This window comes from Halomonas shantousis (assembly GCF_054654615.1).
Genome location: NZ_BAAIER010000002.1, coordinates 3,694,677 through 3,716,738, shown reverse-complemented (window position 1 = coordinate 3,716,738; position 22,062 = coordinate 3,694,677). Strand labels below are relative to the sequence as shown.

Annotated in this window: 17 protein-coding genes and 1 rRNA gene; 11 read left to right on the top strand and 7 right to left on the bottom strand. The window is 63.1% G+C overall.

The window, feature by feature from the left end; all coding sequences use genetic code 11:
- Positions 1-48: 48 nt before the first annotated feature.
- From ACYQ12_RS17565 to sodC, 3 genes are all read left to right on the top strand, one after another.
- Entirely contained in the window at positions 49-1,038 is a 990-nt protein-coding gene (locus ACYQ12_RS17565; protein WP_459874226.1) for a cation diffusion facilitator family transporter, read from the top strand.
- Between the two features lie 181 nt (positions 1,039-1,219).
- Positions 1,220-2,059: a methylenetetrahydrofolate reductase [NAD(P)H] gene (gene metF / locus ACYQ12_RS17560; protein WP_459874224.1), complete on the top strand. Its 840-nt coding sequence runs from the start codon at positions 1,220-1,222 to the stop codon at positions 2,057-2,059.
- A gap of 76 nt (positions 2,060-2,135) precedes the next feature.
- On the top strand, positions 2,136-2,663 hold the full coding sequence (gene sodC / locus ACYQ12_RS17555) for a superoxide dismutase [Cu-Zn] SodC (RefSeq protein ID WP_459874222.1): 528 nt from the start codon (positions 2,136-2,138) through the stop codon (positions 2,661-2,663).
- Positions 2,664-2,785: 122 nt separating this feature from the next.
- On the opposite strand, the gene ACYQ12_RS17550 is transcribed toward sodC, so the two are convergent.
- From ACYQ12_RS17550 to prlC, 6 genes are all read right to left on the bottom strand, one after another.
- Complete coding sequence (locus ACYQ12_RS17550) at positions 2,786-4,027, bottom strand: cytochrome c (protein ID WP_459874220.1); 1,242 nt, start codon at positions 4,025-4,027, stop codon at positions 2,786-2,788.
- Between the two features lie 2 nt (positions 4,028-4,029).
- Entirely contained in the window at positions 4,030-6,243 is a 2,214-nt protein-coding gene (locus ACYQ12_RS17545; RefSeq protein WP_459874218.1) for a xanthine dehydrogenase family protein molybdopterin-binding subunit, read from the bottom strand.
- Between the two features lie 17 nt (positions 6,244-6,260).
- On the bottom strand, positions 6,261-6,713 hold the full coding sequence (locus ACYQ12_RS17540) for a (2Fe-2S)-binding protein (protein ID WP_459874216.1): 453 nt from the start codon (positions 6,711-6,713) through the stop codon (positions 6,261-6,263).
- Between the two features lie 261 nt (positions 6,714-6,974).
- Positions 6,975-8,216: a c-type cytochrome gene (locus tag ACYQ12_RS17535; RefSeq protein ID WP_459874214.1), complete on the bottom strand. Its 1,242-nt coding sequence runs from the start codon at positions 8,214-8,216 to the stop codon at positions 6,975-6,977.
- A 226-nt stretch (positions 8,217-8,442) separates the two neighbouring features.
- Positions 8,443-8,706 (bottom strand): YheV family putative zinc ribbon protein, encoded by a 264-nt coding sequence (locus ACYQ12_RS17530; protein ID WP_459874211.1) that lies wholly within the window; start codon positions 8,704-8,706, stop codon positions 8,443-8,445.
- A gap of 71 nt (positions 8,707-8,777) precedes the next feature.
- Positions 8,778-10,829 carry an oligopeptidase A gene (gene prlC / locus ACYQ12_RS17525; protein WP_459874209.1) on the bottom strand — a complete coding sequence of 684 codons (2,052 nt, stop codon included), beginning with the start codon at positions 10,827-10,829 and terminating at the stop codon, positions 8,778-8,780.
- A gap of 159 nt (positions 10,830-10,988) precedes the next feature.
- Here prlC and ACYQ12_RS17520 point away from each other — a divergent pair, with 159 nt between their 5' ends.
- The 3 genes from ACYQ12_RS17520 to ACYQ12_RS17510 all read left to right on the top strand — a co-directional run bounded on the left by ACYQ12_RS17520 (position 10,989) and on the right by ACYQ12_RS17510 (position 13,733).
- Positions 10,989-12,329, top strand: coding sequence for a sodium-dependent transporter (locus ACYQ12_RS17520; RefSeq protein WP_459874207.1), 1,341 nt, complete (start codon positions 10,989-10,991; stop codon positions 12,327-12,329).
- Between the two features lie 53 nt (positions 12,330-12,382).
- Positions 12,383-12,919 (top strand): gamma carbonic anhydrase family protein, encoded by a 537-nt coding sequence (locus ACYQ12_RS17515; RefSeq protein ID WP_459874205.1) that lies wholly within the window; start codon positions 12,383-12,385, stop codon positions 12,917-12,919.
- A 142-nt stretch (positions 12,920-13,061) separates the two neighbouring features.
- Positions 13,062-13,733, top strand: a complete 672-nt coding sequence (locus ACYQ12_RS17510) for a metal-dependent hydrolase (RefSeq protein ID WP_459874203.1) — start codon at positions 13,062-13,064, stop codon at positions 13,731-13,733.
- Between the two features lie 11 nt (positions 13,734-13,744).
- On the opposite strand, the gene ACYQ12_RS17505 is transcribed toward ACYQ12_RS17510, so the two are convergent.
- The gene (locus ACYQ12_RS17505; protein ID WP_459874201.1) at positions 13,745-14,524 is read right to left on the bottom strand and encodes a GntR family transcriptional regulator; all 780 of its coding nucleotides are present in this window, start codon (positions 14,522-14,524) and stop codon (positions 13,745-13,747) included.
- 397 nt (positions 14,525-14,921) lie between these two features.
- Here ACYQ12_RS17505 and ACYQ12_RS17500 point away from each other — a divergent pair, with 397 nt between their 5' ends.
- The 5 genes from ACYQ12_RS17500 (at position 14,922) to ACYQ12_RS17480 (ending at position 21,865) form a co-directional block, all read left to right on the top strand.
- Positions 14,922-15,677 carry a (Fe-S)-binding protein gene (locus tag ACYQ12_RS17500; protein WP_459874199.1) on the top strand — a complete coding sequence of 252 codons (756 nt, stop codon included), beginning with the start codon at positions 14,922-14,924 and terminating at the stop codon, positions 15,675-15,677.
- A complete protein-coding gene (locus tag ACYQ12_RS17495; RefSeq protein ID WP_459874197.1) occupies positions 15,674-17,164 on the top strand; it encodes a LutB/LldF family L-lactate oxidation iron-sulfur protein in 1,491 nt (496 codons plus the stop codon). The genes ACYQ12_RS17500 and ACYQ12_RS17495 overlap by 4 nt, the downstream gene beginning before the upstream one ends.
- Positions 17,161-17,817 carry a LutC/YkgG family protein gene (locus ACYQ12_RS17490; RefSeq protein ID WP_459874195.1) on the top strand — a complete coding sequence of 219 codons (657 nt, stop codon included), beginning with the start codon at positions 17,161-17,163 and terminating at the stop codon, positions 17,815-17,817. The genes ACYQ12_RS17495 and ACYQ12_RS17490 overlap by 4 nt, the downstream gene beginning before the upstream one ends.
- 144 nt (positions 17,818-17,961) lie before the next feature.
- Positions 17,962-19,662, top strand: a complete 1,701-nt coding sequence (locus ACYQ12_RS17485) for an L-lactate permease (RefSeq protein WP_459874193.1) — start codon at positions 17,962-17,964, stop codon at positions 19,660-19,662.
- A gap of 663 nt (positions 19,663-20,325) precedes the next feature.
- Positions 20,326-21,865 (top strand): 16S ribosomal RNA (locus ACYQ12_RS17480).
- The last annotated feature ends 197 nt before the right edge of the window (positions 21,866-22,062 follow it).

Below are 22,062 nucleotides of genomic sequence, written 5' to 3'. Positions count from 1 at the left end.
CACTTCAGCCAGATAGACTGGAAGTCTATTCTCTGCCCGGGAGTCTTCATGGCACATCATGATTCTTCACCGGCCGGCTCCAGCCACACGTCGGGTCCGGCCCACGATCACGAGCACGCCCACGATCATGATCACGAGCATGCCCCCACGGTGACGTCCGACAGCGAGAGGCGTGTACGCTGGGCAATGCTGATCACGGCGGGATTCATGCTCGCCGAGGTGATCGGTGGCTGGATGGCGGGATCGCTGGCGCTACTGGCCGACGCCGGTCACATGTTCAGCGACAGCTTTTCGCTGGGGCTGGCCCTATTCGCCTTCTACATGGGCAACAAGGCGCCGGACAAGCGGCGCACCTTCGGTTACCAACGCTTCCAGGTATTGGCAGCCTTCATTAACGGATTGACGCTATTGGGCATTGCGGTATGGATATTCATCGCCGCTGTCCAGCGTTTCACACAGCCGGTGGACGTGCTGGCCGGGCCGATGATGGCCATTGCGATACTCGGCTTGCTGGTGAATCTTATAGTGTTCAAGATCCTTCACGGCGGTGATCAGGAGAATCTCAACCTGCGCGGCGCGGTACTGCATGTGATCGGCGATCTGCTCGGCTCGGTGGCGGCAATCGCTGCCTCGCTGATCATCATGACCACCGGCTGGAATGCCGCCGATCCGCTCCTGTCGATGCTTGCCGCGGCGCTGATCCTGCGTGCCGCCTGGAAGATCCTGCGTCGCTCCGGCCATACCCTGCTGGAAGGCACGCCCGAGGGGCTGGACACCGTGCAGATCCGCCGTGAACTCGAAGACCTCGAGGGCGTCGAGAGCCTGCACGACCTGCATCTCTGGGGGCTGACTCCCCAGCAGCCGCTGCTCAGCCTGCATCTGGTGGTAGACGACGAAGCCGAACACGAAACCGTCACGCGACGTGCCTATACGCTGCTCAGCGAGCGCTTCGGGATCACGCATGTCACGCTGCAACTGGAAGGACGCGACTGCCTGACGGGAGGCGACTGCGATGACAGAGCCGGCCGTCACGGCTGAGCGGTCGCCCTCTGTATGACCGCGGCTAATGAACAGGGCGCGAAACTTTCATTGGTCAGAGGCGAGCGGCAGACGGCACAATGCGTTTTTGATCGCCGCGCCTTGCGTACATCGAGCGATCGAACGTTCAGGTCAGGCTGCTCGCGAGTTCGGGCAGGTAGAGAAAAAGAGGGTTATATCGATGGCGACACGTGAACATCCGCTGGGCATCAGCTTCGAGTTCTTTCCGCCCAACACCGAGGCGGGGCAGGAAAAGCTGACCGCCGTGCGCGATGCTCTTGCCGCTCGTCGGCCCAAGTTCTTTTCCGTGACCTACGGTGCCGGTGGCTCGACGCAGGCGCGCACGACCCGTACGGTACGCGACGTCCGCAAAAGCGGTGTGAACACTGCGCCACACCTGTCGTGTGTCGGCAGCAGCAGGAGCGAGCTGCGCGAGCTGCTCGACGGCTACCGCGAAGAGGGAATCGATAGCCTGGTGGCGCTGCGTGGCGATCTGCCCTCCGGCATGGGGGGAATCGGCGAACTGCGCTACGCCAACGAACTGGTGACATTCATCCGCGAGGAGACCGGCGAGCATTTCCAGCTTGCCGTGGCGGCCTACCCCGAGGCGCATCCCCAGGCCGCCAGTTTCCAGCACGACCTGCAAAACTTCGTCCGCAAGGCCGAAGCCGGCGCCAACCTGGCCATCACCCAATACTTCTTCAACGCCGATGCCTATTTTCATTTCGTCGACCGGGCCCGGTCGTTGGGTGTCGAGATTCCCATCATCCCGGGAATCATGCCGATCACCAATTATACCAAGCTGGCGCGCTTCTCCGATGCCTGCGGTGCCGACATTCCCCGCTGGGTCCGCAAGCAGCTCGAGGCCTATGGTGACGACAACGAGAGTATCCGCGCCTTCGGTGAGGAGGTGGTCTCCCGGCTGTGCCAGCGCCTGCTCGAGGGCGGCGCGCCGGGACTGCATTTCTACACCCTCAACCAGTCCGCACCGGTGCTGCGCATTCTCGATAATCTGAACTGAACGCAAGGATTGGCTCACCTTCGTTGCCTTGACTAGCCTGATAGCGTTGCACGTCGAACCCATGAAGGAGAGAGACATGGCACGCTTAGCACATCTGATGGCAGGGCTGGGAACGTCCTTGCTGCTGGCGGGTACCGCACAAGCGGCTCAGGACATCGAAATGCACAAGGTCAGCAAGGATGGTGTCGGCAACAGTATCGGCACCGTTCATGTCGAAGACAGTGAATATGGCTTGAAGCTGACCCCGGATCTGTCCGGGCTCGAACCGGGCATGCATGGCTTTCACGTCCACCAGAACGCGAGCTGCGAGCCTCAGGAGAAGGATGGCGAGATGACGGCTGCGGCGGCCGCCGGCGGACACTTCGACCCGCAGAATACCGGCACTCATGCCGGGCCTTATGGCGATGGCCATCTGGGCGACCTGCCGGTACTGATGGTCGACGAGCAGGGCAACGCCTCCACGCCGGTCGTGGCCCCGCGATTGAAGGTGTCCGATCTCGAGGGCCATGCGCTGATGGTACACGAGGGGGGCGACAACTACTCCGACCAGCCCGCGCTGGGCGGTGGTGGCAGCCGTGTCGCCTGCGGTGTCGTCCAGCAATAGAGCGGCTCGCCTCTTCTGACCGGGCGCAGCCGGCCCGCAGAAACCGGAGCACCGCCGGAATCAGAAAAGCCTCCCATCGGGAGGCTTTTTTTGCGAGGTGAATTACGCCCTGGTGCTGCGTATCACTCCTGACGGCGTTCGGCAAATGTCTCGGCATCGAGCTTGCCTTCGACCGAGCCGAAGTGGGAAAGCACGAAGTTGCTCACCGCCGCGAGTTCCTCGTCGGAGTAGCCCTCGTCGAAGCTGGGCATGGACGCGTCGCCCTGTGCGGTGTGCAGCTCGCCTCCTTCGATCAGGACCTGCACCAGGTTGGTACCTTGTGGATCGTTGACCGTACGCAGGCCTCGCAATGCAGCGTAGGGGCCCTGACGACCGCTGCCGTCCCAGAGATGGCAACTGGCGCACGCATCGGCGAACACCTTGAGCCCCAGCGGATGCGCGGTGTCTGCCGGAGCGCCACTGGCCAGTGCCTGTTCAGGCGGGCGCGTCACGTCGGAAGGTTGCGCCGGAACGCTCTTGAGATAGGTGACGATGGCCTGGATATCGGACTCGCTCAGGTGGCGCAGGCTGTGATTGACCGCTTCGGCCATCGGGCCGCCGGCCAGTCCATAACCTTCGGCATGCCCCGTGGCGAGATAGGCGGCCAGCGCCTCGTCCGGCCAGGCGCCGATGCCGCTTTCGGGATCGCCGGTGATGTTCCAGGCCCGCCAGCCCTGGATGGTTGTTCCGGCCAGAGCCTTGGAATCATCGGTGGCCTGGAACAGGTTGCGTGGCGTGTGACACTCGCCGCAGTGCCCCGGTCCCTGAACCAGATAGGCTCCGCGATTCCATTCATCGGATTGGTCGGGGTCGGGCTCAAAACGCTCGTCATCATTGAACAGCCAGTTCCAGAACATCATTCCCCAGCGCTGATTGAAGGGAAAGTCGATGTCGTTTTCCCGGTTGGGCTGGTGGACCGGCTCGAGGCTGAACAGATAGGCCTTGATGGCGAGGATCTCGTCGCGCGACATCAGGGTATAGGAGGTGTAGGGGAACGCCGGATAGTAGTGCTTGCCGCCTTTGCCGACGCCCTTCTGCATGGCGTTGACGAAGTCGTCATCGCTCCAGGTGCCGATACCGGTCTCCTCGTCGGGAGTGATGTTGGGCGAGTAGAGCGTGCCGAAGGGCAGCTCGAACGCCACTCCACCGGCATAGGGCTTGCCCTCCTCGGTGACGTGACAGGCCAGGCAATCGGCGGCGCGGGTCAGGTACTCGCCACGTTCGATCAGACTCCGTCCATTCTCCTGGGACTGCTGCGCGCTGGCAACGCCGGAAGCGCAGCCCAGCAGGCCGGCGATCAGGGCGAGACGTCTTGCTGTCTTCATGTTCAGGCCTCCCTTGCCACGACATGGTAACCGGCACGCGACAGTGGCAGGCGGCGAATGCGCCGGCCGGCCGCGGCATGCAGCGCGTTGACCAGCGCCGGTGCGATGAGGGCGGTGCCGGCTTCGCCGATACCGCCGGGCGAGGCCTGGCTCGCGATAAGGTGGACTTCCACCGGGGGCGCATCGCTCATGCGTATCTGCCGGTAATCGTGAAAGTTGCTCTGCTCCACACGGCCTTCCTTGACGGTGACTTCATTGAACAGGGCGGCGGAAAGCCCGAACAGCGTGCCTCCCTCGATCTGCGACTTGACCGAGGTGGGGTTGGTGGCCAGACCGCAGTCGACGGCACACACCAGGCGTTCGATGCGCAGGCCGCCCTGGGCATCGGTGGTCAGCTCCACCACCGTGGCGACGTAACTGCCGAACACGCCGTGCACGGCCACGCCACGTCCGCGTCCTTCCGGCAGCGGTTGGCCCCAGCCGGCTTCCTGCGTGGCACGTCTGAGCACCGCCTGGGCGCGGGGATGCGCTTCCAGCAAGGCCATGCGGTAATCGACCGGATCCTGTCCGGCGGCGTGCGCCAGTTCGTCGATGAAACTCTCCACCACATAGACGCCGTGCAGCTGCCCCACGCCGCGCCACCAGGAGACGCGGACGGCCCGCGGGTTCTCGGGAACGTAGCGCACGTGCAGGTTGGGCAGGCGATACAGCGGCTCGGCGGAAATCTCGATGGCGTCGGGGTCGAGGCCGTTTTCCCCCAGGGCCTGCGGACTGAAGCGCGCCATGACCGAGCCGCCGATTATGGTGTGTCTCCAGCCGGTCGGCATGCCCTGTTCGTCCACCGCGGCGGTGAAACGGTCGAGATAGTGCGGACGGTACAGATCGTGGGTGGTGTCTTCTTCGCGGGTCCACACCAGCTTGACCGGATAATCGACCTGCCGGGCGATGGCCGCGGCCTGGGCGACGAAATCGCTCTCCAGGCGCCGGCCGAAGGCACCGCCGATCAACTGGTTGTTGACGATGACGTTTTCCTGCGCCACACCCGCGGCTTCGGCCGCCGCCGCCTGGGCCATCACCGGGACCTGGGTGCCGACCCACAGCTCGCAGGTATCGCCACGCACCTCGGCCACGCAACTCATCGGCTCCAGCGCGGAGTGGGCGAGAAACGGCATTTCGTACTCCGCCTCGATCCGGCTGGCGGCGTTTTCCAACGCGGTGTCGATATCGCCCGTATTGGTGGCCAGCGCTCCGTCGCGTGAGGCGGCGTCGCGCAGCGCCTGTTCGATCCGGGCGGAATCGAGCCGGGCGTTGTCACCCAGATCCCACTCCACGTCCAGTGCCCGGATGCCCTGAATCGCCGCCCACATGTGATCGCCGATCACCGCCACGGCATCGTCGAGCCTGACCACCTGGCGTACCCCGCGAACCTGGAGAGCGGCACGATCGTCCAGCGAGGCCAGTCGGCCACCCTGCACCGGGCAGGTCAGCGAGGTGGCAATCTTCATGTTCGGTAATTGCAGGTCGATGGTGAACCTGGCCGAGCCATCGACCTTGGCCGGCGTGTCCAGGCGCGGGAGCGGCTTGCCGATCAGGCGGAACTGGTCCGGCGTCTTCAGCGGTATCTGCTCGGGGACCGGCAGCTCGGCGGCGGCCTCGACCAGCTCGCCGTAGCCCAGTTGCTGATCGTCGGGGCCGTAGACGATGCCGTTGCGCGCCTGGCAGGTATCGGCGGCGACGTTCCACTGACTGGCTGCCGCCTGAATCAGCATGAGACGCCCGGCCGCGCCGGCGGTGCGCAGCGGCTCCCAGAAGCTGCGCGTCGATGTCGAGCCACCGGTGGCCTGGAAGTGGAGGATCGGATCGACGTACAACTCCTCGTTCGGCGGAGCCTCCTGTAGCGTCACCCGGTCCAGCCCCACCTCGAGTTCCTCGGCGAGCATCGCGGCCAGCGAGGATTGCACGCCCTGGCCCATCTCGATCTTGGGCGTGATCAGCGTGACGTTTCCTGCGCGATCGATGCGCACGAACGCCCCCAGCGCCGTGGGCGGCGGCGGCACGTCGTCGCCCGGCTCCTCCTCGAGGATCTCCGTGGCGGCACTCTTGCGTATCGCCGGTGGCAGCCAAGTGGCGATCATCAGACCGCCCAGGGCGAGGCCGCTGACCTTGATCAGTCGGCGACGCTCGGGGGATTGCAGCTTGGCGTCATCCTTATGCATGTATGTCGTCCTTGTCATCAGCGCGTGGCCACGCTCTTGATGGCGCCACGAATGCGGGTATAGGTACAGCAGCGGCAGATGTTGCCGGCCATCCCCATGTCGATCTCCTTGTCGCTGGGCTGCGGCGTGTCGTTGAGCAGGGCGACCGCCGACATGATCTGTCCCGACTGGCAGTAGCCGCACTGTACGACCTCGTGCGCGAGCCAGGCTTCCTGCACCTGCTTGCCCAGGTCCGACTGGCCGACCGCTTCGATGGTGGTGATGGGCTTGTCGCCGAGCCCGGCCACCGGCAGTACGCAGGAGCGCACGGCCTCTCCGTTCACATGCACGGTACAGGCACCGCACTGGGCGATACCGCAGCCGTACTTGGTGCCGGTCATTCCCAGCACGTCGCGCAGCACCCACAACAGCGGCATGTCCTCAGGCACGTCGACCTGGTGGGACTCGCCATTCACATTCAGCGTCAGCATTGGGGAAACATCCTTTGTTGATTGTCAGGCGTCAGTTTGCCGCCTAACGATTTGTCCTTATCGTAACGTACTGAAGCGGTTGATGCTTCAATCGGATAAGCGGGGGAGCATTTCGCCCGGATGAAACAGCGGTGCGTCACGCTGGCGTATCGGTTCCGATATCCAGTGTACGTGCTCGTGTCTTGCGAGGCCTGACGAAACGCCTCCGCCATAAGGCGAAGGCGTACGGGGGAGAAATACGGAAAAGCCGGGCTGCGTGTCTCAGGGCTCGCGCCGTTCGGCGATCGTCGCGGCGTCTAGCGGGCTTTCGACCGAGCCGAAGTGTGAGAGTACGAAGCGGCTCACCGCCGCAAGCTCCTCATCGGAGTAGCCGGTGTCGAAGCCGGGCATGTAGGCGGCTCCCTGGCGAATATGCAGATCGGCACCCTCGAGCAGGACCTGTACCAGGTTCACCGCATCGGGGTCATGCACCGTACGCAGGCCGATCAGGGCGGCGTAGGCCGAACGCGTGCCGCGTCCATCCCAGGTGTGACAATTGGCACAGGCCTTGGCGAAGACCTGCACACCCAGCGGATGTTCGCTGTCGGCCGGCATGTGGCTGGACAGTGCCTTTTCGGGCGGGCGTGTCACCTCGGCCGGTTGCGCCGGGACACTCTTGAGGTAGGTGACGATGGCCTGGATATCGGCCTCGCTCAGGTGGTTCAGGCTGTGGCTGACCACCTCGGCCATGGGACCGGCGGCCACACCGTAGCGCCAGGCACGGCCGATGGAGAGATACGACACCAGTTGCTCGTCCGGCCAGGCGCCGATACCGCCTTCCGGGTCGGAGGTGATGTTCCAGGCATGCCAGCCGTCAACGATCGCTCCCGCCAGATACTGCGATTCATCACGCGCCTGAAACAGGTTGCGCGGCGTATGGCACTCACCGCAATGTCCCGGCCCCTGGACCAGGTAGGCGCCACGATTCCACGTATCGGAGCGGGCCGGGTCCGGTTGAAAGCGCTCGTCATCGAGAAACAGCCAGTTCCACAGCGCCATGCCCCAGCGTTGGTTGAAGGGAAAGGCGATATCGTTTTCCCGGTTGGGTTGGTGAACCGGCGCGAGGCTGAACAGGTAGGCCTTGATGGCGAGAATGTCATCGCGGGACATCAGCGTATAGGAGGTGTAAGGAAAGGCCGGATAGTAGTGTCTGCCATCCTTGCCGACGCCCTTCTGCATGGCGTTGACGAAGTCATCGTCGCTCCAGTCACCGATGCCGGTCTCCCTGTCGGGAGTGATGTTGGGCGAATAGAGCGTGCCGAACGGTAGCTCGAAGGCGAGCCCGCCGGCAAAAGGCTTGCCGCCCTCGGTAATATGACAGGCGATGCAGTCTGAGGCGCGGGCCAGGTATTCGCCCCGCGTGAGCAGCTCCCGATCATCCGCTGACGGCTGTGCCGTGGCCCCCAGCGCTGTCATGCCACTCAACAGACCTGCCGTCAGCGCCAGGACACGAGCTGTCATCATGTTCCGTTCTCCGTCTCTACCCTGAGCACCTGTAGAAACAAGGTGGTACTGGCGGGTTCGGCGCGATTATTACCGTCGCGAGGATGGCCCCGCCAGGCATGTCCGTACCGGCCATGACCTGGATCAAAAGAGAAAGGGAGCGAAGAGTGTGGCGGACCGCGAGACCACTGCGGATAGACAACGGCGATACAAACGCCTCCCGCAGGAGGCTGGCGGGACGAGAGGATTAACGCGGTTTGCCCGGACCCTTGGGATCGAGAATCTTCACCGCCTGGAAGTCACTGTTGTCGCGCGAGGGCTCGCGCGTGCGGCTGATGCGGGTTTCCGGTTCCTGCAGCGTCGCGTCGTTCTCGATGGGCAGTTGCTCGAAGAAGTCGCAGGACACGCAATCGCGGTAGCGAACGCCGTTCTGCTCCCAGGACCGGATACGGTCCATGGCTGCGCAGCGCGGACAGATGGCACCGGCAATGAAACGTTTGGTAGTCGCCATGGCGAACTCCTGACAAGACGCATACCGGGGCGTGCTGCCCCGGCGCGTGATAGAGGGTGGGCGGATCAGCGTCAGGCGGCGGCGTTATCCTCGATGCCGGAATGGCGCAGCAGCGATTCGACGCTGGGCTCGCGGCCACGGAAGGCCTTGAACAGCTCGGCGGCATCTCGGGAACCGCCGCGTTCGAGAATTTCCTGGCGAAAGCGTTTTCCGGTCGCGGCATCGAAGACTCCGGCCTCCTCGAAGGCGCTATAGGCATCGGCGGAGAGTACCTCGGCCCACTTGTAGCTATAGTACCCCGCGGCATAGCCGCCGGCGAAGATATGGCTGAAACCGTTCTGGAAGCGATTGAACTCAGCGCGCGGCACCACTGAGGTCTGATCACGGATCCCGTCGAGCAACGCCTGGACGTCTGTCGCGCTGGGAGCCGCCAACTCATGATGCAGACGGAAATCGAACAGCGAGAACTCGACCTGGCGCAGCATGCCCATCGCCGACTGGAAGTTGCGCGCCGCCTGGAGTTTCTCGAGCAGTTCGTCGGGCAGCTTGTCGCCGGTATCGACGTGAGAGGCGATCAGGTCCAGCCCCTCGCGCTCCCAGCAGAAGTTCTCCATGAACTGGCTGGGCAGTTCCACGGCGTCCCAGGCCACCCCATTGATGCCGGAGACATCGGCGACGTCCTGTCGGGTCAGCATGTGATGCAGTCCGTGACCGAACTCGTGGAACAGCGTCAGCACCTCATCATGGGTCAGCAGTGCCGGCTTGCCTCCCACCGGGCGGGTGAAGTTGCAGGTAAGATAGGCGACAGGCAGCTGCAGGCTGCCATCCTCGCGGCGACGACGCACCCGGCATTCGTCCATCCATGCACCGCCGCGCTTGCCTTCGCGGGCATACAGGTCGAGATAGAAGCCGGCAATGGGCGTGTCGTTCTCGAGGATATTGAAGTAGCGCACGTCGGGGTGGTAGCGCGGCGCGCTGTCATCCTCGGCGAAGTCCACGCCGTAGAGGCGCTTGACTACCTGGAACAGCCCCTCGATGGCCTTGGGGGCAGGAAAGTAGGGGCGTAGCTGCTCCTGGGAAATGGCGTAACGTGCCTCGCGCAGCTTCTCGCTGGCGTAGCCCACATCCCAGGGCTCGAGCGTCTCGATCCCCAGCGTCTCCTTGGCGAAGGCCTGCAGCTCGTTGAACTCCTTCTGGGCCTGCGGATGAGCGCGCTGGGCCAGGTCGGTCAGGAAGCCCAGCACCTGATCGGGCGAATCGGCCATCTTGGTCGACAGCGAATAGTCGGCATAGGTGGCAAAGCCCAGCAGCTCGGCCAGTTCGCGACGCAGCTTGAGAATCTCCTCGATCACCGGGGCGTTGTCGTGCTGTCCAGCGTTGGGCCCCTGGTCGGAGGCGCGGGTGACGAAGGCGGTGTACACCTCGCGACGCAGCTCGCGATTCTGGGCATAGGACATCACCGGGAAGAAGCTCGGGAAATCCAGGGTGATGCGGTAGCCGTCGATACCCTTGGCCTCGGCATTGGCCCTGAGTGCATCCAGCGCGCTGTCGGGCAGTCCGGTGAGCTCGGCCTCGTCGGCAATATCCTTGTGCCACGCCTGGGTGGCGTCGAGGATGTGATTGGAGAAGGTGTTGGAAAGCTCCGACAGGCGTGCCTGAATCTCGCCGTAACGGCGCTTCTTCTCTTCCGGCAGATCGACGCCGGCCAGGCGGAAATCGCGCAGCGTGTTGTCGATGGAGCGCTGCTGGGCCTCGCTGAGCGTCGCGTACCCGGGACCCTCCTTGAGGCGCTGAAAGGCCTCGAACAGGGCGCTGTTCTGGCCCAGCCAGGTGCTGTACTCGGAGAGTTTGGCCAGGCAGGCCTGGTAAGCCTCGCGCAGAGCGTCGGAGTTCATCGTCGCGTTGAGGTGCGAGACTGGCGACCAGGCCTGCGACAGGCGATCATTGAGCGCTTCCAGCGGCGCGGCCAGCGTGTCCCAGCGGATGTCATCCTGCTTGGCCAAGGCCTCGATGGCCCGGCGGTTGTCGTCGAGGATCCTTTCGATGGCCGGAACCACATGCTCCGGCTGGATCTCGCCGAACGGCGGCAGGGTATGCTGTTCGAGCAGGGGATTACGGGACATGGGCACCTCGTTGGATCACGGTTGTATAGCGGTTAGATGGGGGCCTGTGCCGTTGGTTTCAACGTAGCACGCCTGCGCCGATTGGCCGGGGGCAGCCTGCCTGCTAGGCTTGCGCCGCGCGTGGGTTATCGATGATGCGACATGACAAGAGGCAGGAACATGAGTCAAACGGTGGAGCGCTGGAGTTCGCGGCGTGCCTTCATCCTGGCGGTAACCGGGGCCGCTGTCGGCCTGGGCAATATCTGGCGCTTTCCCTACATGACGGGCGAGAACGGCGGTTCCGCCTTCCTGCTGCTGTACGTCTTCTTCGTGGTGGTACTGGGGCTGCCGGTAATGATGGCGGAAATCCTCATCGGGCGTGCCGGGCGGCGCAGCCCCATGCAGGCGCTCGCCTATCTGGCCCATCAGGCCGGTGCCACACCGCACTGGCGCTGGCTGGGGCTGTTCGGTGCCATCACGGTATTCTTCATTCTGTCATTCTATGCGGTGGTGTCGGGCTGGTCGATCGAGTACCTGATCGATGCCTTCAAGGGCGACTTCGCCGGGCGCACGCCGGCCGAGATCGGCGGCAGTTTCGACGCCTTTCTCGCCGACCCGCTGCGCATGATCTTCAACCATACCCTGTTCATGCTGCTGACCATGTCGGTAGTGGCCGCGGGGGTTTCGGGCGGGCTGGAAAAGCTCAACAACCTGCTCATGCCGCTGCTCTATCTGATTCTCGTGGTACTGGCGGTCTATGCCGGCACCACCGAGGGTTTCGGCACTGCACTGGCCTGGCTGTTCACGCCCAATCCCGAGGCCATCACGCTGAGCGTGGTCATCAATGCCATGGGACACGCCTTCTTCACCCTCGCGGTAGGGGCTTGCGCGCTGATGGCCTACGGTGCCTACATGCCCGATCATCAGAGCCTGCCGCGTGCCGTGACGGCGGTGGCGGTACTCGATGTGGCGGTGGCATTGCTGGCCGGCATCGCCATCTTCTCGGTGGTGTTCACCCAAGGCATGGATCCAGCCGAGGGGCCGGGCCTGATGTTCGTCACCCTGCCCATCGCCTTTTCCGAGTTGCCGGGCGGCACCTGGTGGCTGGGGTCGTTCTTCCTGCTGCTGTTGCTGGCGACCTGGACCTCGTCGATCAACCTGGCCGAACCCATGGTGGCGATGCTCTCCGCGGCCGGTCTGAAGCGCGGTCATGCGGCAGCCATCGTGGGCGTGCTGGTGTGGGCGGTGGGGCTGTTGTCGGTGCTGTCGTTCTCCAGCATGGCCGAGGTGCACTGGATCGGCGAGATGACCTTCTTCGATCTGGTGACCACGGTGCCGCCGGATGTCTTCCTGCCCGTCGGCGGGCTGTTCATCGCCATCTTCGCCGCCTGGGTGCTGCCGCGTGACGTGACCATGCGGGCACTGGATACGGGGTCGCGTGGCTTCAGGACCTGGCGGATGCTGGTGCGCTACGTGTCGATTCCGCTGGTGGTAGTGGTGCTGGCTTCCGGCCTGCTGTAAGAGTATGAAGAACCGACTGCGTGACGGTCGCAAGAATATCGGAGGGCACGAACATGACGATTCGCACTTTTCAGGGCCTGACGCCGCGTCTCGGCGAACGGGTCTTCGTCGACTCCACCAGCGTGGTGCTGGGCGACGTGGCGCTGGGCGATGACTGCTCGGTATGGCCGATGGCGGTGATCCGCGGCGACATGCACCGTATCCGCATCGGGGCACGTACCAGCGTGCAGGATGGCTGCGTGCTGCACATCACCCACGCCAGCGACTTCAACCCCGGCGGGCATCCGCTGACCATCGGCGAGGACGTGACCATCGGGCACAAGGCCTTGCTGCATGGCTGCACGATCGGCAACCGCGTGCTGGTGGGCATGGGGGCGACGGTGATGGATGGTGTGGTGGTCGAGGACGAGGTGATCATCGCTGCCGGTGCCGTGGTCACGCCGGGCAAGACTCTGGACAGCGGGCATGTCTATGCCGGCAATCCGGCCAAGCCGCTGCGCGCGCTCAAGGATAGCGAGCGCGCCTTTTTCACCTACTCGGCCGGCAACTACGTCAAGCTCAAGGATCAGCATCTGGCGGAAGGGCAGTGATGCCGGACCTCTGACCTTGCGTCTGCCGCGGCTCTCCAGTCGCGGCTTTTTCTTCTGCAACTCGTTGTTTTCCCGAACCCCGCCAAGCGATAATCTGGTTTTTCATCCAGTATTGCTTCGAGATTCTTCGCATAGGCGGGTTATGGCCGATTTCCGTACACATTTCAGTGTTGCCGCCGCTGGCGGAGCCGCGGCTGCCTATGGTGGCTGGCAGATCGGGATGTGGTCCTTCACCGAGGCGCTGCCGCTGGCATTGCTGGTGGCCTTCGGGGGCATTCTTCCCGATATCGATTCCGATCATTCCCGGGCGATCCGTCTGATCTTCACCCTGCTGGCCGTACTGGCGGTGATCGCCGGTGCCCTGTTGCTGCAGACACGTCTGACCAACGGCGCGCTGGTAGTGAGCTGCGGTGCGCTGTACGTGGGCGTGCGCTATGTGTCCGGCGAGGTGTTCAAGCGTTTCACCGTGCACCGGGGCATCTGGCACTCGCTGCTGGCCAGTGCGATGTGCGGTGCGGTGACGGCGGCGGTGAGCTTCCAGTGGCTCGGTCAGCGCGCCGAAATGGCCTGGGCCCAGGGGCTGGCGCTGACGCTGGGGGCATTGATCCATCTGCTGCTTGACGAGATGTACAGCGTCGATCTGGTCGGTTCACGGCTCAAGCGCTCCTTCGGTACTGCCTTCAAGCTGTTCGACTATCGTGAACCGGGCAATTCCGTACTGATGTTGTTGATGGTGCTGGGCCTGTCGCCCTGGCTGCCGCCCTGGCCGACCCTGATGCAACTGTTCTCTCAGGGAGCGGGGTTGTGGCGCTGAATCCCTGATACCTAAGAGAATGGCAGGCTCTGGGCGCGGCGCAGGGCGCGCTGGGCCCGGGTCTCGGCACGCTCCATCTCGAGCAGTCCCTCCTCGACGAAAACCAGATGCTCGTGAGCCTTCTGCCGGGCTTCCTCGGCGCGTCCTGCGAGGATGGCATCGAGCAGGGCGCGATGCTGGCTCATCAGGCGCGAGCGGGAATCGGGCTTCTCGAACAGGTGGGCGAGGTTGGCGACGATGCTCTTTTCCAGTAAATGGAAGATGCCTCGAATGGTGTGCAGCAACAGTACGTTGTGTGCCGCCTCGGCAATGGCCAGATGGAAGGTGGCATCGGCCCGGGCCTGGTGGAACGGGTCGTCCTTGTGCGCCGGCGAGGCGTAGCTGCTGTCGAGTTCCTCGAAGCGCTGAACCAGCATGGCTCTGTCGGCGGGCGTCGAGCGCAGCGCTGCGTAGTAGGCGGAGATGCCTTCCAGCGCGTCTCGGAACTCGAGCAGATCGAGATTGAACTCGCCGTGGCGTGACAGCAGTTCCAGCAACGGGTCGCTGTAACCGCTGTTGAGCTCCTCATTGACGTAGGTTCCACCTCCCTGGCGGCTGGTCAACAGACCGCGGGCGGCCAGCTTCTGGATCGCCTCGCGCAGGGAGGGGCGTGACACGCCGAAGCGCTCGGCCAGCTCCCGCTCGGGCGGCAGCTTCTGTCCCGGCTTTAGGCTGCCCTCGAGAATCATGGCTTCAAGTCGCTCGGTGATGACGTCGGCGATACGGGGCTGTCGGACGGGATGATAAACCATGCGTGTTTTCCATGAATCGTGGGCCGGTTGGCCGGACGTCGCGTTCTTGATGCGTCGCATTGTGTCAAAGGCTGTCCATATCGCCTACCGACCAATTGGTATTACCAATATTAAGCGGTTCATGCCTGGCCGGCCATTGTCGGGTTCTTTTCAAACGTCTTTTGCAAACAATGACTTAATATTGGGCAGTTGCGCTCAATACCAAAGTATAAGTCGTTTTGACGCGAAAATGGCGGCGCGAGTTTGACTCCCTGTCCACGTTGCTCATAAGGTGCTTCGATAACAAACGTAAATTGGTTTTACCAATTTACCGAGCGGCGGAGATTGGTCCGCTCCGATGCCGCTTCGGGAGACCGGCTCGCCAGGGGCGGTTGGCCCGGAATGAGGAGAACCTGACATGACATCCGTGAAAATGTACCCGCCGAAGCCCGACAAGGTGTATTTCTTCGGCACCTGCCTGATCGACATGTTCTATCCCGAGGCCGGGCTCGATGGCATCCGCCTGCTTGAACGCGAAGGCATCGAAGTGGTCTTTCCCGACGATCAGACCTGCTGCGGCCAGCCGGCGTATACCTCGGGCTACCACGACGAGGCCCGCGCCGTGGCGGCGGCCCAGCTCGACCTGTTCGCCGAACCCTGGCCGGTCATCGTGCCGTCGGGGTCCTGCGGCGGCATGATGCGCACCCACTATCCGCAGCTGTTTGCCGGCACCCCGCGCGAGCAGCAGGCCCGGGAGTTGGCATCACGCGTTTACGAGCTCACCGAATTTCTGGTGCATGTCTGCCACGTCAAGCTCAACGACACCGGCACGCCGCAGCGCGTGGCCATGCATACTTCCTGCAGTGCCCGGCGCGAGATGGGCCTGGCCGATACCGGGCCGATGCTGCTCAAACAGCTCGGTCAGGTGACGCTGGTCGAGCAGGCTCGCGCGGCGGAGTGCTGCGGCTTCGGCGGCACCTTCGCGGTGCGCCATCCCGAAGTGTCGGCAGCGATGGTGGACGACAAGACGCAGGCCATCGAGGCGGCGGGGGCGGAGCATTTCGTGACTTCCGACTGCGGCTGCCTGATGAACATCGGCGGGCGCTTCGAACATGAACAGCGGCCCCTGCGCGGCGAGCATATTGCCAGCTACCTGTGGAGGCGTACCTCATGAGCCAGTCCGCAATCGAGCAGGGCGCACGTCCTGCCAAGCCGGTGGTACAGACGTTCGTCCCCCAGGACTTTCACGCCCAGGCGCACAATGCGCTGAACAATCCGCAGATTCGCGCCAACTTCCGCAAGGCGATGGATGGTCTGATGGTCAAGCGCCGCGATGCATTCGGCGACTGGGATCTGGAGACGCTGCGCGAACTCGGTGCCAACATTCGCTTGCGTGCCCTGGCCAAGCTGCCCGATCTGCTCGAGCAGCTCGAGGCCAACTGCCAGGCCAACGGCATTCAGGTGCATTGGGCGGAGGATGGCGAGCAGGCGTGTCGCATCATTCGCGAGTTGTGCGAGGCGCGTGGCGCCAAGCGCATGATCAAGGGCAAGTCGATGGTTTCCGAGGAGATGCACTTGAACGCGCATCTCGAGGCGGCGGGCATCGAGGCGCTGGAATCGGATCTGGGCGAGTATATCGTGCAACTCGCCGAAGAGACGCCCTCCCACATCATCATGCCGGCGATCCACAAGAACACCGACGAGATTTCGGATCTGCTGCACGACAAGACCGGCACCCAGCGCACCCGCGATGTCGACTATCTGACTGCTGCAGCGCGCCATCAACTGCGCGAGCGCTTCATGGCGGCCGATGTGGGGCTCTCCGGGGTCAACTTCGCCGTCGCCGAAACCGGTACCCTATGTCTGGTGGAGAACGAAGGCAATGGGCGCCTGACCACGACGGTACCGCCGATGCATATCGCGGTGACCGGCATAGAGAAGGTCGTCGAGCACCTGCGTGACGTTCCGCCGCTGTATGCGCTGCTGACGCGCTCGGCAACGGGGCAGCATGTCACCACCTACTTCAACATGATCTCGAGCCCGCGCAAGCCCGGCGAGCATGACGGTCCCGAGGAGGTGCACCTGGTACTGGTCGACAACGGACGCTCCAATATCTATCAGGACGACGAACTGCTCGACACCCTGCGCTGCATCCGCTGCGGCGCGTGCATGAATCACTGCCCGGTGTATACCCGGGTCGGCGGCCATACCTACGGCACCACCTATCCCGGCCCCATCGGCAGCATTCTCATGCCTCACCTGCAGGGTCTGGAAACCACCAAGGACCTGCCGACGGCCTCGAGTCTATGCGGTGCCTGCGGTGAGGTGTGTCCGGTGAAGATTCCGATTCCCGATCTGCTCGTGCGCTTGCGCAAGGAGGCCGTGGGAGAAGGACGCGGCAATGTCGAGGGGGCTGGCGCCAAGCGTGACCGCAAGGAGTTGCTGGCATGGAAGAGCTGGCAGTGGCTGGCGACCCACCCCGGCGCCTGGCGTGCGGGCACGGGCGTGGCGGGGCGGCTGCGCGCCCTGGCGCCGGCGAAGCTCGGGGTCTGGACCGATTACCGCACTGCACCGAAGCCCGCGGCGAAGACGCTGCATGCGCTGGTCAAGCAGCATCGCGCCGCCTCACCGGGGAAGGATGACAAGGGAGATCGGTCATGAGTGCGCGGGATTCGATTCTCAAGCGTCTGCGTGAGCGCACCGATGGCGCACTGACGCCTCCCGAAAGCGATTTTGCCGTGGTCACCGGGCGTGGCTGGACGCCTGAGGAGCGCCTGCAGCGTTTCGAGGAGAAGATCGCCTCGGTGCATGGCGAGGTGATCCATACTGACCGCGCCAACTGGGCCGCCGTACTCGCCACCGTCCTGGCCGACAAGGGAGTGAAGCGCTTGGGGCTGGGGCGTGAGCACCCTGTCGCTGCCGAGGCACGAGCAGCGTTGGCGCATAGTGCTATCGAACTGGTCGATGCCGATCGCGATATCGAGCAGTGGCACCGTGAGCAGTTCGAGACGCTGGATGCCGGGTTGACCTCGACACGTGGCGGCATCGCCGAAACCGGCAGCCTCTGGCTATGGCCGACCCCCGATGAACCGCGCCGCCTGAGCCTGGTGCCTCCGCTGCACATCGCCGTGCTCGATGCCGACACCTTGCAGGACACTTTTTTCGATGTGCTCGAAACCCAGCGTTGGTCGCAGGGCATGCCTACCAATGCGCTTCTGGTATCCGGCCCCAGCAAGACTGCCGATATCGAGCAGACGCTGGCGTATGGCGTCCACGGTCCTCGTGAACTGGTGGTGCTGGTGAGGCGTTGCTAGCCCCCTGAGACAGGTGCGGCACGGCCGCGCCTGACCGTTGTGCAATTTCTATTTGCCGATTCCGGTACCGCCTGATTTTCACGGGCGGTGTCGCGGCGTGCTTCGTCCCGAAAAAAGCGCAATCCAAAAACGATGGAGAACACGATGCCTGACGCGTTGCTTTCATTCCTTGCCTTCGTGCCGCTGATACTGGCTGGGGTGCTGCTGGTAGGGCTCAACTGGCCGGCAAGGCGCGCCATGCCGCTGGTCCTGCTGGTCACGGTACTCATTGCCCTGTTCGCCTGGCAGATGAGTGTGACCCGGGTCGTGGCTTCGGCCCTGCAGGGGCTGATCCTCACCGCCGCCGTGCTATGGATCATCTTTGGGGCGATCCTGCTGCTCAATACGCTTAAACACTCCGGGGCCATTACCGCGATTCGTGGCGGCTTTTCCGGTGTCAGCCCGGACCGCCGCGTCCAGGCGATCATTGTCGCCTGGCTGTTCGGCTGTTTCATCGAAGGCGCTTCCGGCTTCGGTACGCCCGCTGCCGTTGCTGCGCCATTGCTGGTGGCGCTGGGATTTCCGGCGCTGGCGGCAGTGGTGATCGGCATGATGATTCAGTCCGTACCGGTCTCCTTCGGTGCGGTGGGCACACCGATCGTGGTCGGCGTTAGCGGCGGTCTCGATCGTGCCGCGATCAGTGAACAGCTCGCGGCCAATGGCTCCAGTTGGGAGACGTTCTATCATCTGATCACCTCCGGCGTGGCGCTGACGCATGCCGTGGTCGGTGTGGTCATGCCGCTGTTCATGTGCGTGATGCTGACCCGTTTCTTCGGACGCCGGCGCTCTTGGACGGAGGGTCTGGCAATGGCGCCTTTCGCGCTGTTCGCCGGCCTGGCGTTCGTCATTCCCTACGCACTGGCCGGGATCTTCCTGGGACCCGAGTTTCCGTCGCTGTTCGGCGCACTGGTGGGCATGGCGATCGTCGTTCCGGCGGCACGCAAGGGCTTCCTGCTCCCTCGGCAGAGCTGGGATTTCGCTCCGGCATCGGAATGGCCCGCCGAGTGGCTGGGCAATCTGCAGATCAAACTCGACGAGGTGAGTGGTCGGGCTCCGATGCCGGTAACGCTGGCCTGGGTCCCCTACCTGCTGCTGGCGGTCATTCTCGTCATCTCGCGAGTCATTCCCGAGGTGAAGGACTTCTTTACCGGCTTTCTGGTCTTCGGCTGGAGCGATATCCTCGGAGAGACGGGAGTTTCCGGCAGTATCCAGCCCCTGTATCTGCCTGGCGGTGTCATGGTGATCGTGGTGTTGGCGACGTACTTTCTGCATCGCATGCGCCTGAGCGCACTCAAGGCCGCGGTCGCCGAATCCTCGCGTACCTTGCTGGGCGCAGGCTTCGTGCTCATCTTCACCATTCCCATGGTGCGCATTCTGATCAATTCCGGTGTTAATGAAGCCGATCTGGCTTCGATGCCGGTCGCCATGGCGCAGTTGGTAGCCGGTGCAGTGGGGGGCGTCTATCCCTTGTTCGCATCCACTGTCGGCGCGCTTGGTGCCTTCATTGCCGGCTCCAACACCATTTCCAACCTGATGTTGTCGCAGTTCCAGTTCAGCGTCGGCGAGCTGCTGGGTATCTCCAGCATCCTCACGGTCACCATGCAGGCGGTGGGGGCGGCAGCCGGCAACATGATCGCCATCCATAACGTGGTGGCAGCATCGGCCACGGTCGGGTTGTTGGGGCGCGAGGGACGTACCCTGCGGATGACCATTATTCCTACAGCCTATTATCTGCTGGCCTCGGGCATTATTGCGCTGCTGGTCATGGGAGCGGTCAACCACTGGGACCCCCTGATGGGGAGCTAGCAAGCAAGGCTAAGATCCCCTTGCTGTTCCATTGAGCCTGAGCTGACGACGCCCGCCCTGCGCGGGCGTCGCGCTATCGTCTTCCGGCTTTTTCCCTCCCTTGCCTGGCAGTTCTCGCTTCAGCGCCGCCTTGGCCGCTGCGCATCGCAAGGCGAAGTTTTTCTTCGCCAGGGGCTTGCGTCTTAACGCCGGGGGCCGTAAAGTACGCCTCCGCTGCTGCCGACGCCCAGACGTCGCCGGCGGTGGGAAGTGAGGCAAGGTATTGTTGTCGTTGGGTTTTTCGATGGCGCCGTGAGTTCAGGGCACGCCGAAAATCGCTTGACGACGCCGCCGGAAACGGTAGAATGCGCCCCACTCGAGACGGCCGCCATCCTAGGGCGGGCCCGACGATCTGCAGCGATCGCCAGGCCATCCGGGGTTGACAAATCCGGCCGGCTCAGTAGAATACGCCTCTCTCGCGGCGGGGGCCTCGGGCCGGAAGCGACGCCAGGCGATGGTCTGGTGCGTTTAGCGAGACGCTCTTTAACAATCGATCAGGTAATTCATGTGGGCGCTTGCCGGCGAAGGGGTGAACAGTCACCAAGACCTTCAAGGCAAGCGACTCGTCAAGAGAAGCTTTGACCTTGAGCCAAGTTTGGTCCGCTTAACGGACCATATGATTTTAAACTGAAGAGTTTGATCATGGCTCAGATTGAACGCTGGCGGCAGGCCTAACACATGCAAGTCGAGCGGCAGCGGGAGGTGCTTGCACCTCGCCGGCGAGCGGCGGACGGGTGAGTAATGCATAGGAATCTGCCCGGTAGTGGGGGATAACCTGGGGAAACCCAGGCTAATACCGCATACGTCCTACGGGAGAAAGCAGGGGATCTTCGGACCTTGCGCTATCGGATGAGCCTATGTCGGATTAGCTGGTTGGTGAGGTAACGGCTCACCAAGGCAACGATCCGTAGCTGGTCTGAGAGGATGATCAGCCACACTGGGACTGAGACACGGCCCAGACTCCTACGGGAGGCAGCAGTGGGGAATATTGGACAATGGGCGCAAGCCTGATCCAGCCATGCCGCGTGTGTGAAGAAGGCCTTCGGGTTGTAAAGCACTTTCAGCGGGGAAGAAGGCCTGGGGGTCAATACCCCTCAGGAACGACATCACCCGCAGAAGAAGCACCGGCTAACTCCGTGCCAGCAGCCGCGGTAATACGGAGGGTGCGAGCGTTAATCGGAATTACTGGGCGTAAAGCGCGCGTAGGTGGCATGATAAGCCGGTTGTGAAAGCCCCGGGCTCAACCTGGGAACGGCATCCGGAACTGTCACGCTAGAGTGCAGGAGAGGAAGGTAGAATTCCCGGTGTAGCGGTGAAATGCGTAGAGATCGGGAGGAATACCAGTGGCGAAGGCGGCCTTCTGGACTGACACTGACACTGAGGTGCGAAAGCGTGGGTAGCAAACAGGATTAGATACCCTGGTAGTCCACGCCGTAAACGATGTCGACCAGCCGTTGGGTCCCTTGAGGACTTAGTGGCGCAGTTAACGCGATAAGTCGACCGCCTGGGGAGTACGGCCGCAAGGTTAAAACTCAAATGAATTGACGGGGGCCCGCACAAGCGGTGGAGCATGTGGTTTAATTCGATGCAACGCGAAGAACCTTACCTACCCTTGACATCCTGCGAACCCGGAAGAGATTCCGGGGTGCCTTCGGGAGCGCAGAGACAGGTGCTGCATGGCTGTCGTCAGCTCGTGTTGTGAAATGTTGGGTTAAGTCCCGTAACGAGCGCAACCCCTATCCCTATTTGCCAGCGGTCCGGCCGGGAACTCTAGGGAGACTGCCGGTGACAAACCGGAGGAAGGTGGGGACGACGTCAAGTCATCATGGCCCTTACGGGTAGGGCTACACACGTGCTACAATGGCAGGTACAAAGGGTTGCAAGACGGCGACGTGGAGCGAATCCCAGAAAGCCTGCCTCAGTCCGGATCGGAGTCTGCAACTCGACTCCGTGAAGTCGGAATCGCTAGTAATCGTGAATCAGAATGTCACGGTGAATACGTTCCCGGGCCTTGTACACACCGCCCGTCACACCATGGGAGTGGACTGCACCAGAAGTGGTTAGCCTAACCTTCGGGAGGGCGATCACCACGGTGTGGTTCATGACTGGGGTGAAGTCGTAACAAGGTAGCCGTAGGGGAACCTGCGGCTGGATCACCTCCTTAATCGACGACTCGCCTCTTCCCGGCAAGTGTCCACAATGAATTACCTGATCGGCCAGAGCAAAAGACTGTTTGGGTCGCGGACCCAGTGGTTTGAAGCCGGGTCTGTAGCTCAGTGGGTTAGAGCGCACCCCCTGACCTTAAATGGGAAGGAGGGTGAGGTCGGCCGACCGAACTGCAACAGGCTTAGCAGTTAGTAT

What these genes read in the sequence shown, in the direction of transcription:
- ACYQ12_RS17565 (WP_459874226.1), top strand. Translation starts at nt 49, where the DNA reads ATGGCACATCATGATTCTTCACCGGCCGGCTCCAGCCACACGTCGGGT.
- metF (WP_459874224.1), top strand. Translation starts at nt 1,220, where the DNA reads ATGGCGACACGTGAACATCCGCTGGGCATCAGCTTCGAGTTCTTTCCG.
- sodC (WP_459874222.1), top strand. Translation starts at nt 2,136, where the DNA reads ATGGCACGCTTAGCACATCTGATGGCAGGGCTGGGAACGTCCTTGCTG.
- ACYQ12_RS17550 (WP_459874220.1), bottom strand. Translation starts at nt 4,027, where the DNA reads ATGAAGACAGCAAGACGTCTCGCCCTGATCGCCGGCCTGCTGGGCTGC.
- ACYQ12_RS17545 (WP_459874218.1), bottom strand. Translation starts at nt 6,243, where the DNA reads ATGCATAAGGATGACGCCAAGCTGCAATCCCCCGAGCGTCGCCGACTG.
- ACYQ12_RS17540 (WP_459874216.1), bottom strand. Translation starts at nt 6,713, where the DNA reads ATGCTGACGCTGAATGTGAATGGCGAGTCCCACCAGGTCGACGTGCCT.
- ACYQ12_RS17535 (WP_459874214.1), bottom strand. Translation starts at nt 8,216, where the DNA reads ATGATGACAGCTCGTGTCCTGGCGCTGACGGCAGGTCTGTTGAGTGGC.
- ACYQ12_RS17530 (WP_459874211.1), bottom strand. Translation starts at nt 8,706, where the DNA reads ATGGCGACTACCAAACGTTTCATTGCCGGTGCCATCTGTCCGCGCTGC.
- prlC (WP_459874209.1), bottom strand. Translation starts at nt 10,829, where the DNA reads ATGTCCCGTAATCCCCTGCTCGAACAGCATACCCTGCCGCCGTTCGGC.
- ACYQ12_RS17520 (WP_459874207.1), top strand. Translation starts at nt 10,989, where the DNA reads ATGAGTCAAACGGTGGAGCGCTGGAGTTCGCGGCGTGCCTTCATCCTG.
- ACYQ12_RS17515 (WP_459874205.1), top strand. Translation starts at nt 12,383, where the DNA reads ATGACGATTCGCACTTTTCAGGGCCTGACGCCGCGTCTCGGCGAACGG.
- ACYQ12_RS17510 (WP_459874203.1), top strand. Translation starts at nt 13,062, where the DNA reads ATGGCCGATTTCCGTACACATTTCAGTGTTGCCGCCGCTGGCGGAGCC.
- ACYQ12_RS17505 (WP_459874201.1), bottom strand. Translation starts at nt 14,524, where the DNA reads ATGGTTTATCATCCCGTCCGACAGCCCCGTATCGCCGACGTCATCACC.
- ACYQ12_RS17500 (WP_459874199.1), top strand. Translation starts at nt 14,922, where the DNA reads ATGACATCCGTGAAAATGTACCCGCCGAAGCCCGACAAGGTGTATTTC.
- ACYQ12_RS17495 (WP_459874197.1), top strand. Translation starts at nt 15,674, where the DNA reads ATGAGCCAGTCCGCAATCGAGCAGGGCGCACGTCCTGCCAAGCCGGTG.
- ACYQ12_RS17490 (WP_459874195.1), top strand. Translation starts at nt 17,161, where the DNA reads ATGAGTGCGCGGGATTCGATTCTCAAGCGTCTGCGTGAGCGCACCGAT.
- ACYQ12_RS17485 (WP_459874193.1), top strand. Translation starts at nt 17,962, where the DNA reads ATGCCTGACGCGTTGCTTTCATTCCTTGCCTTCGTGCCGCTGATACTG.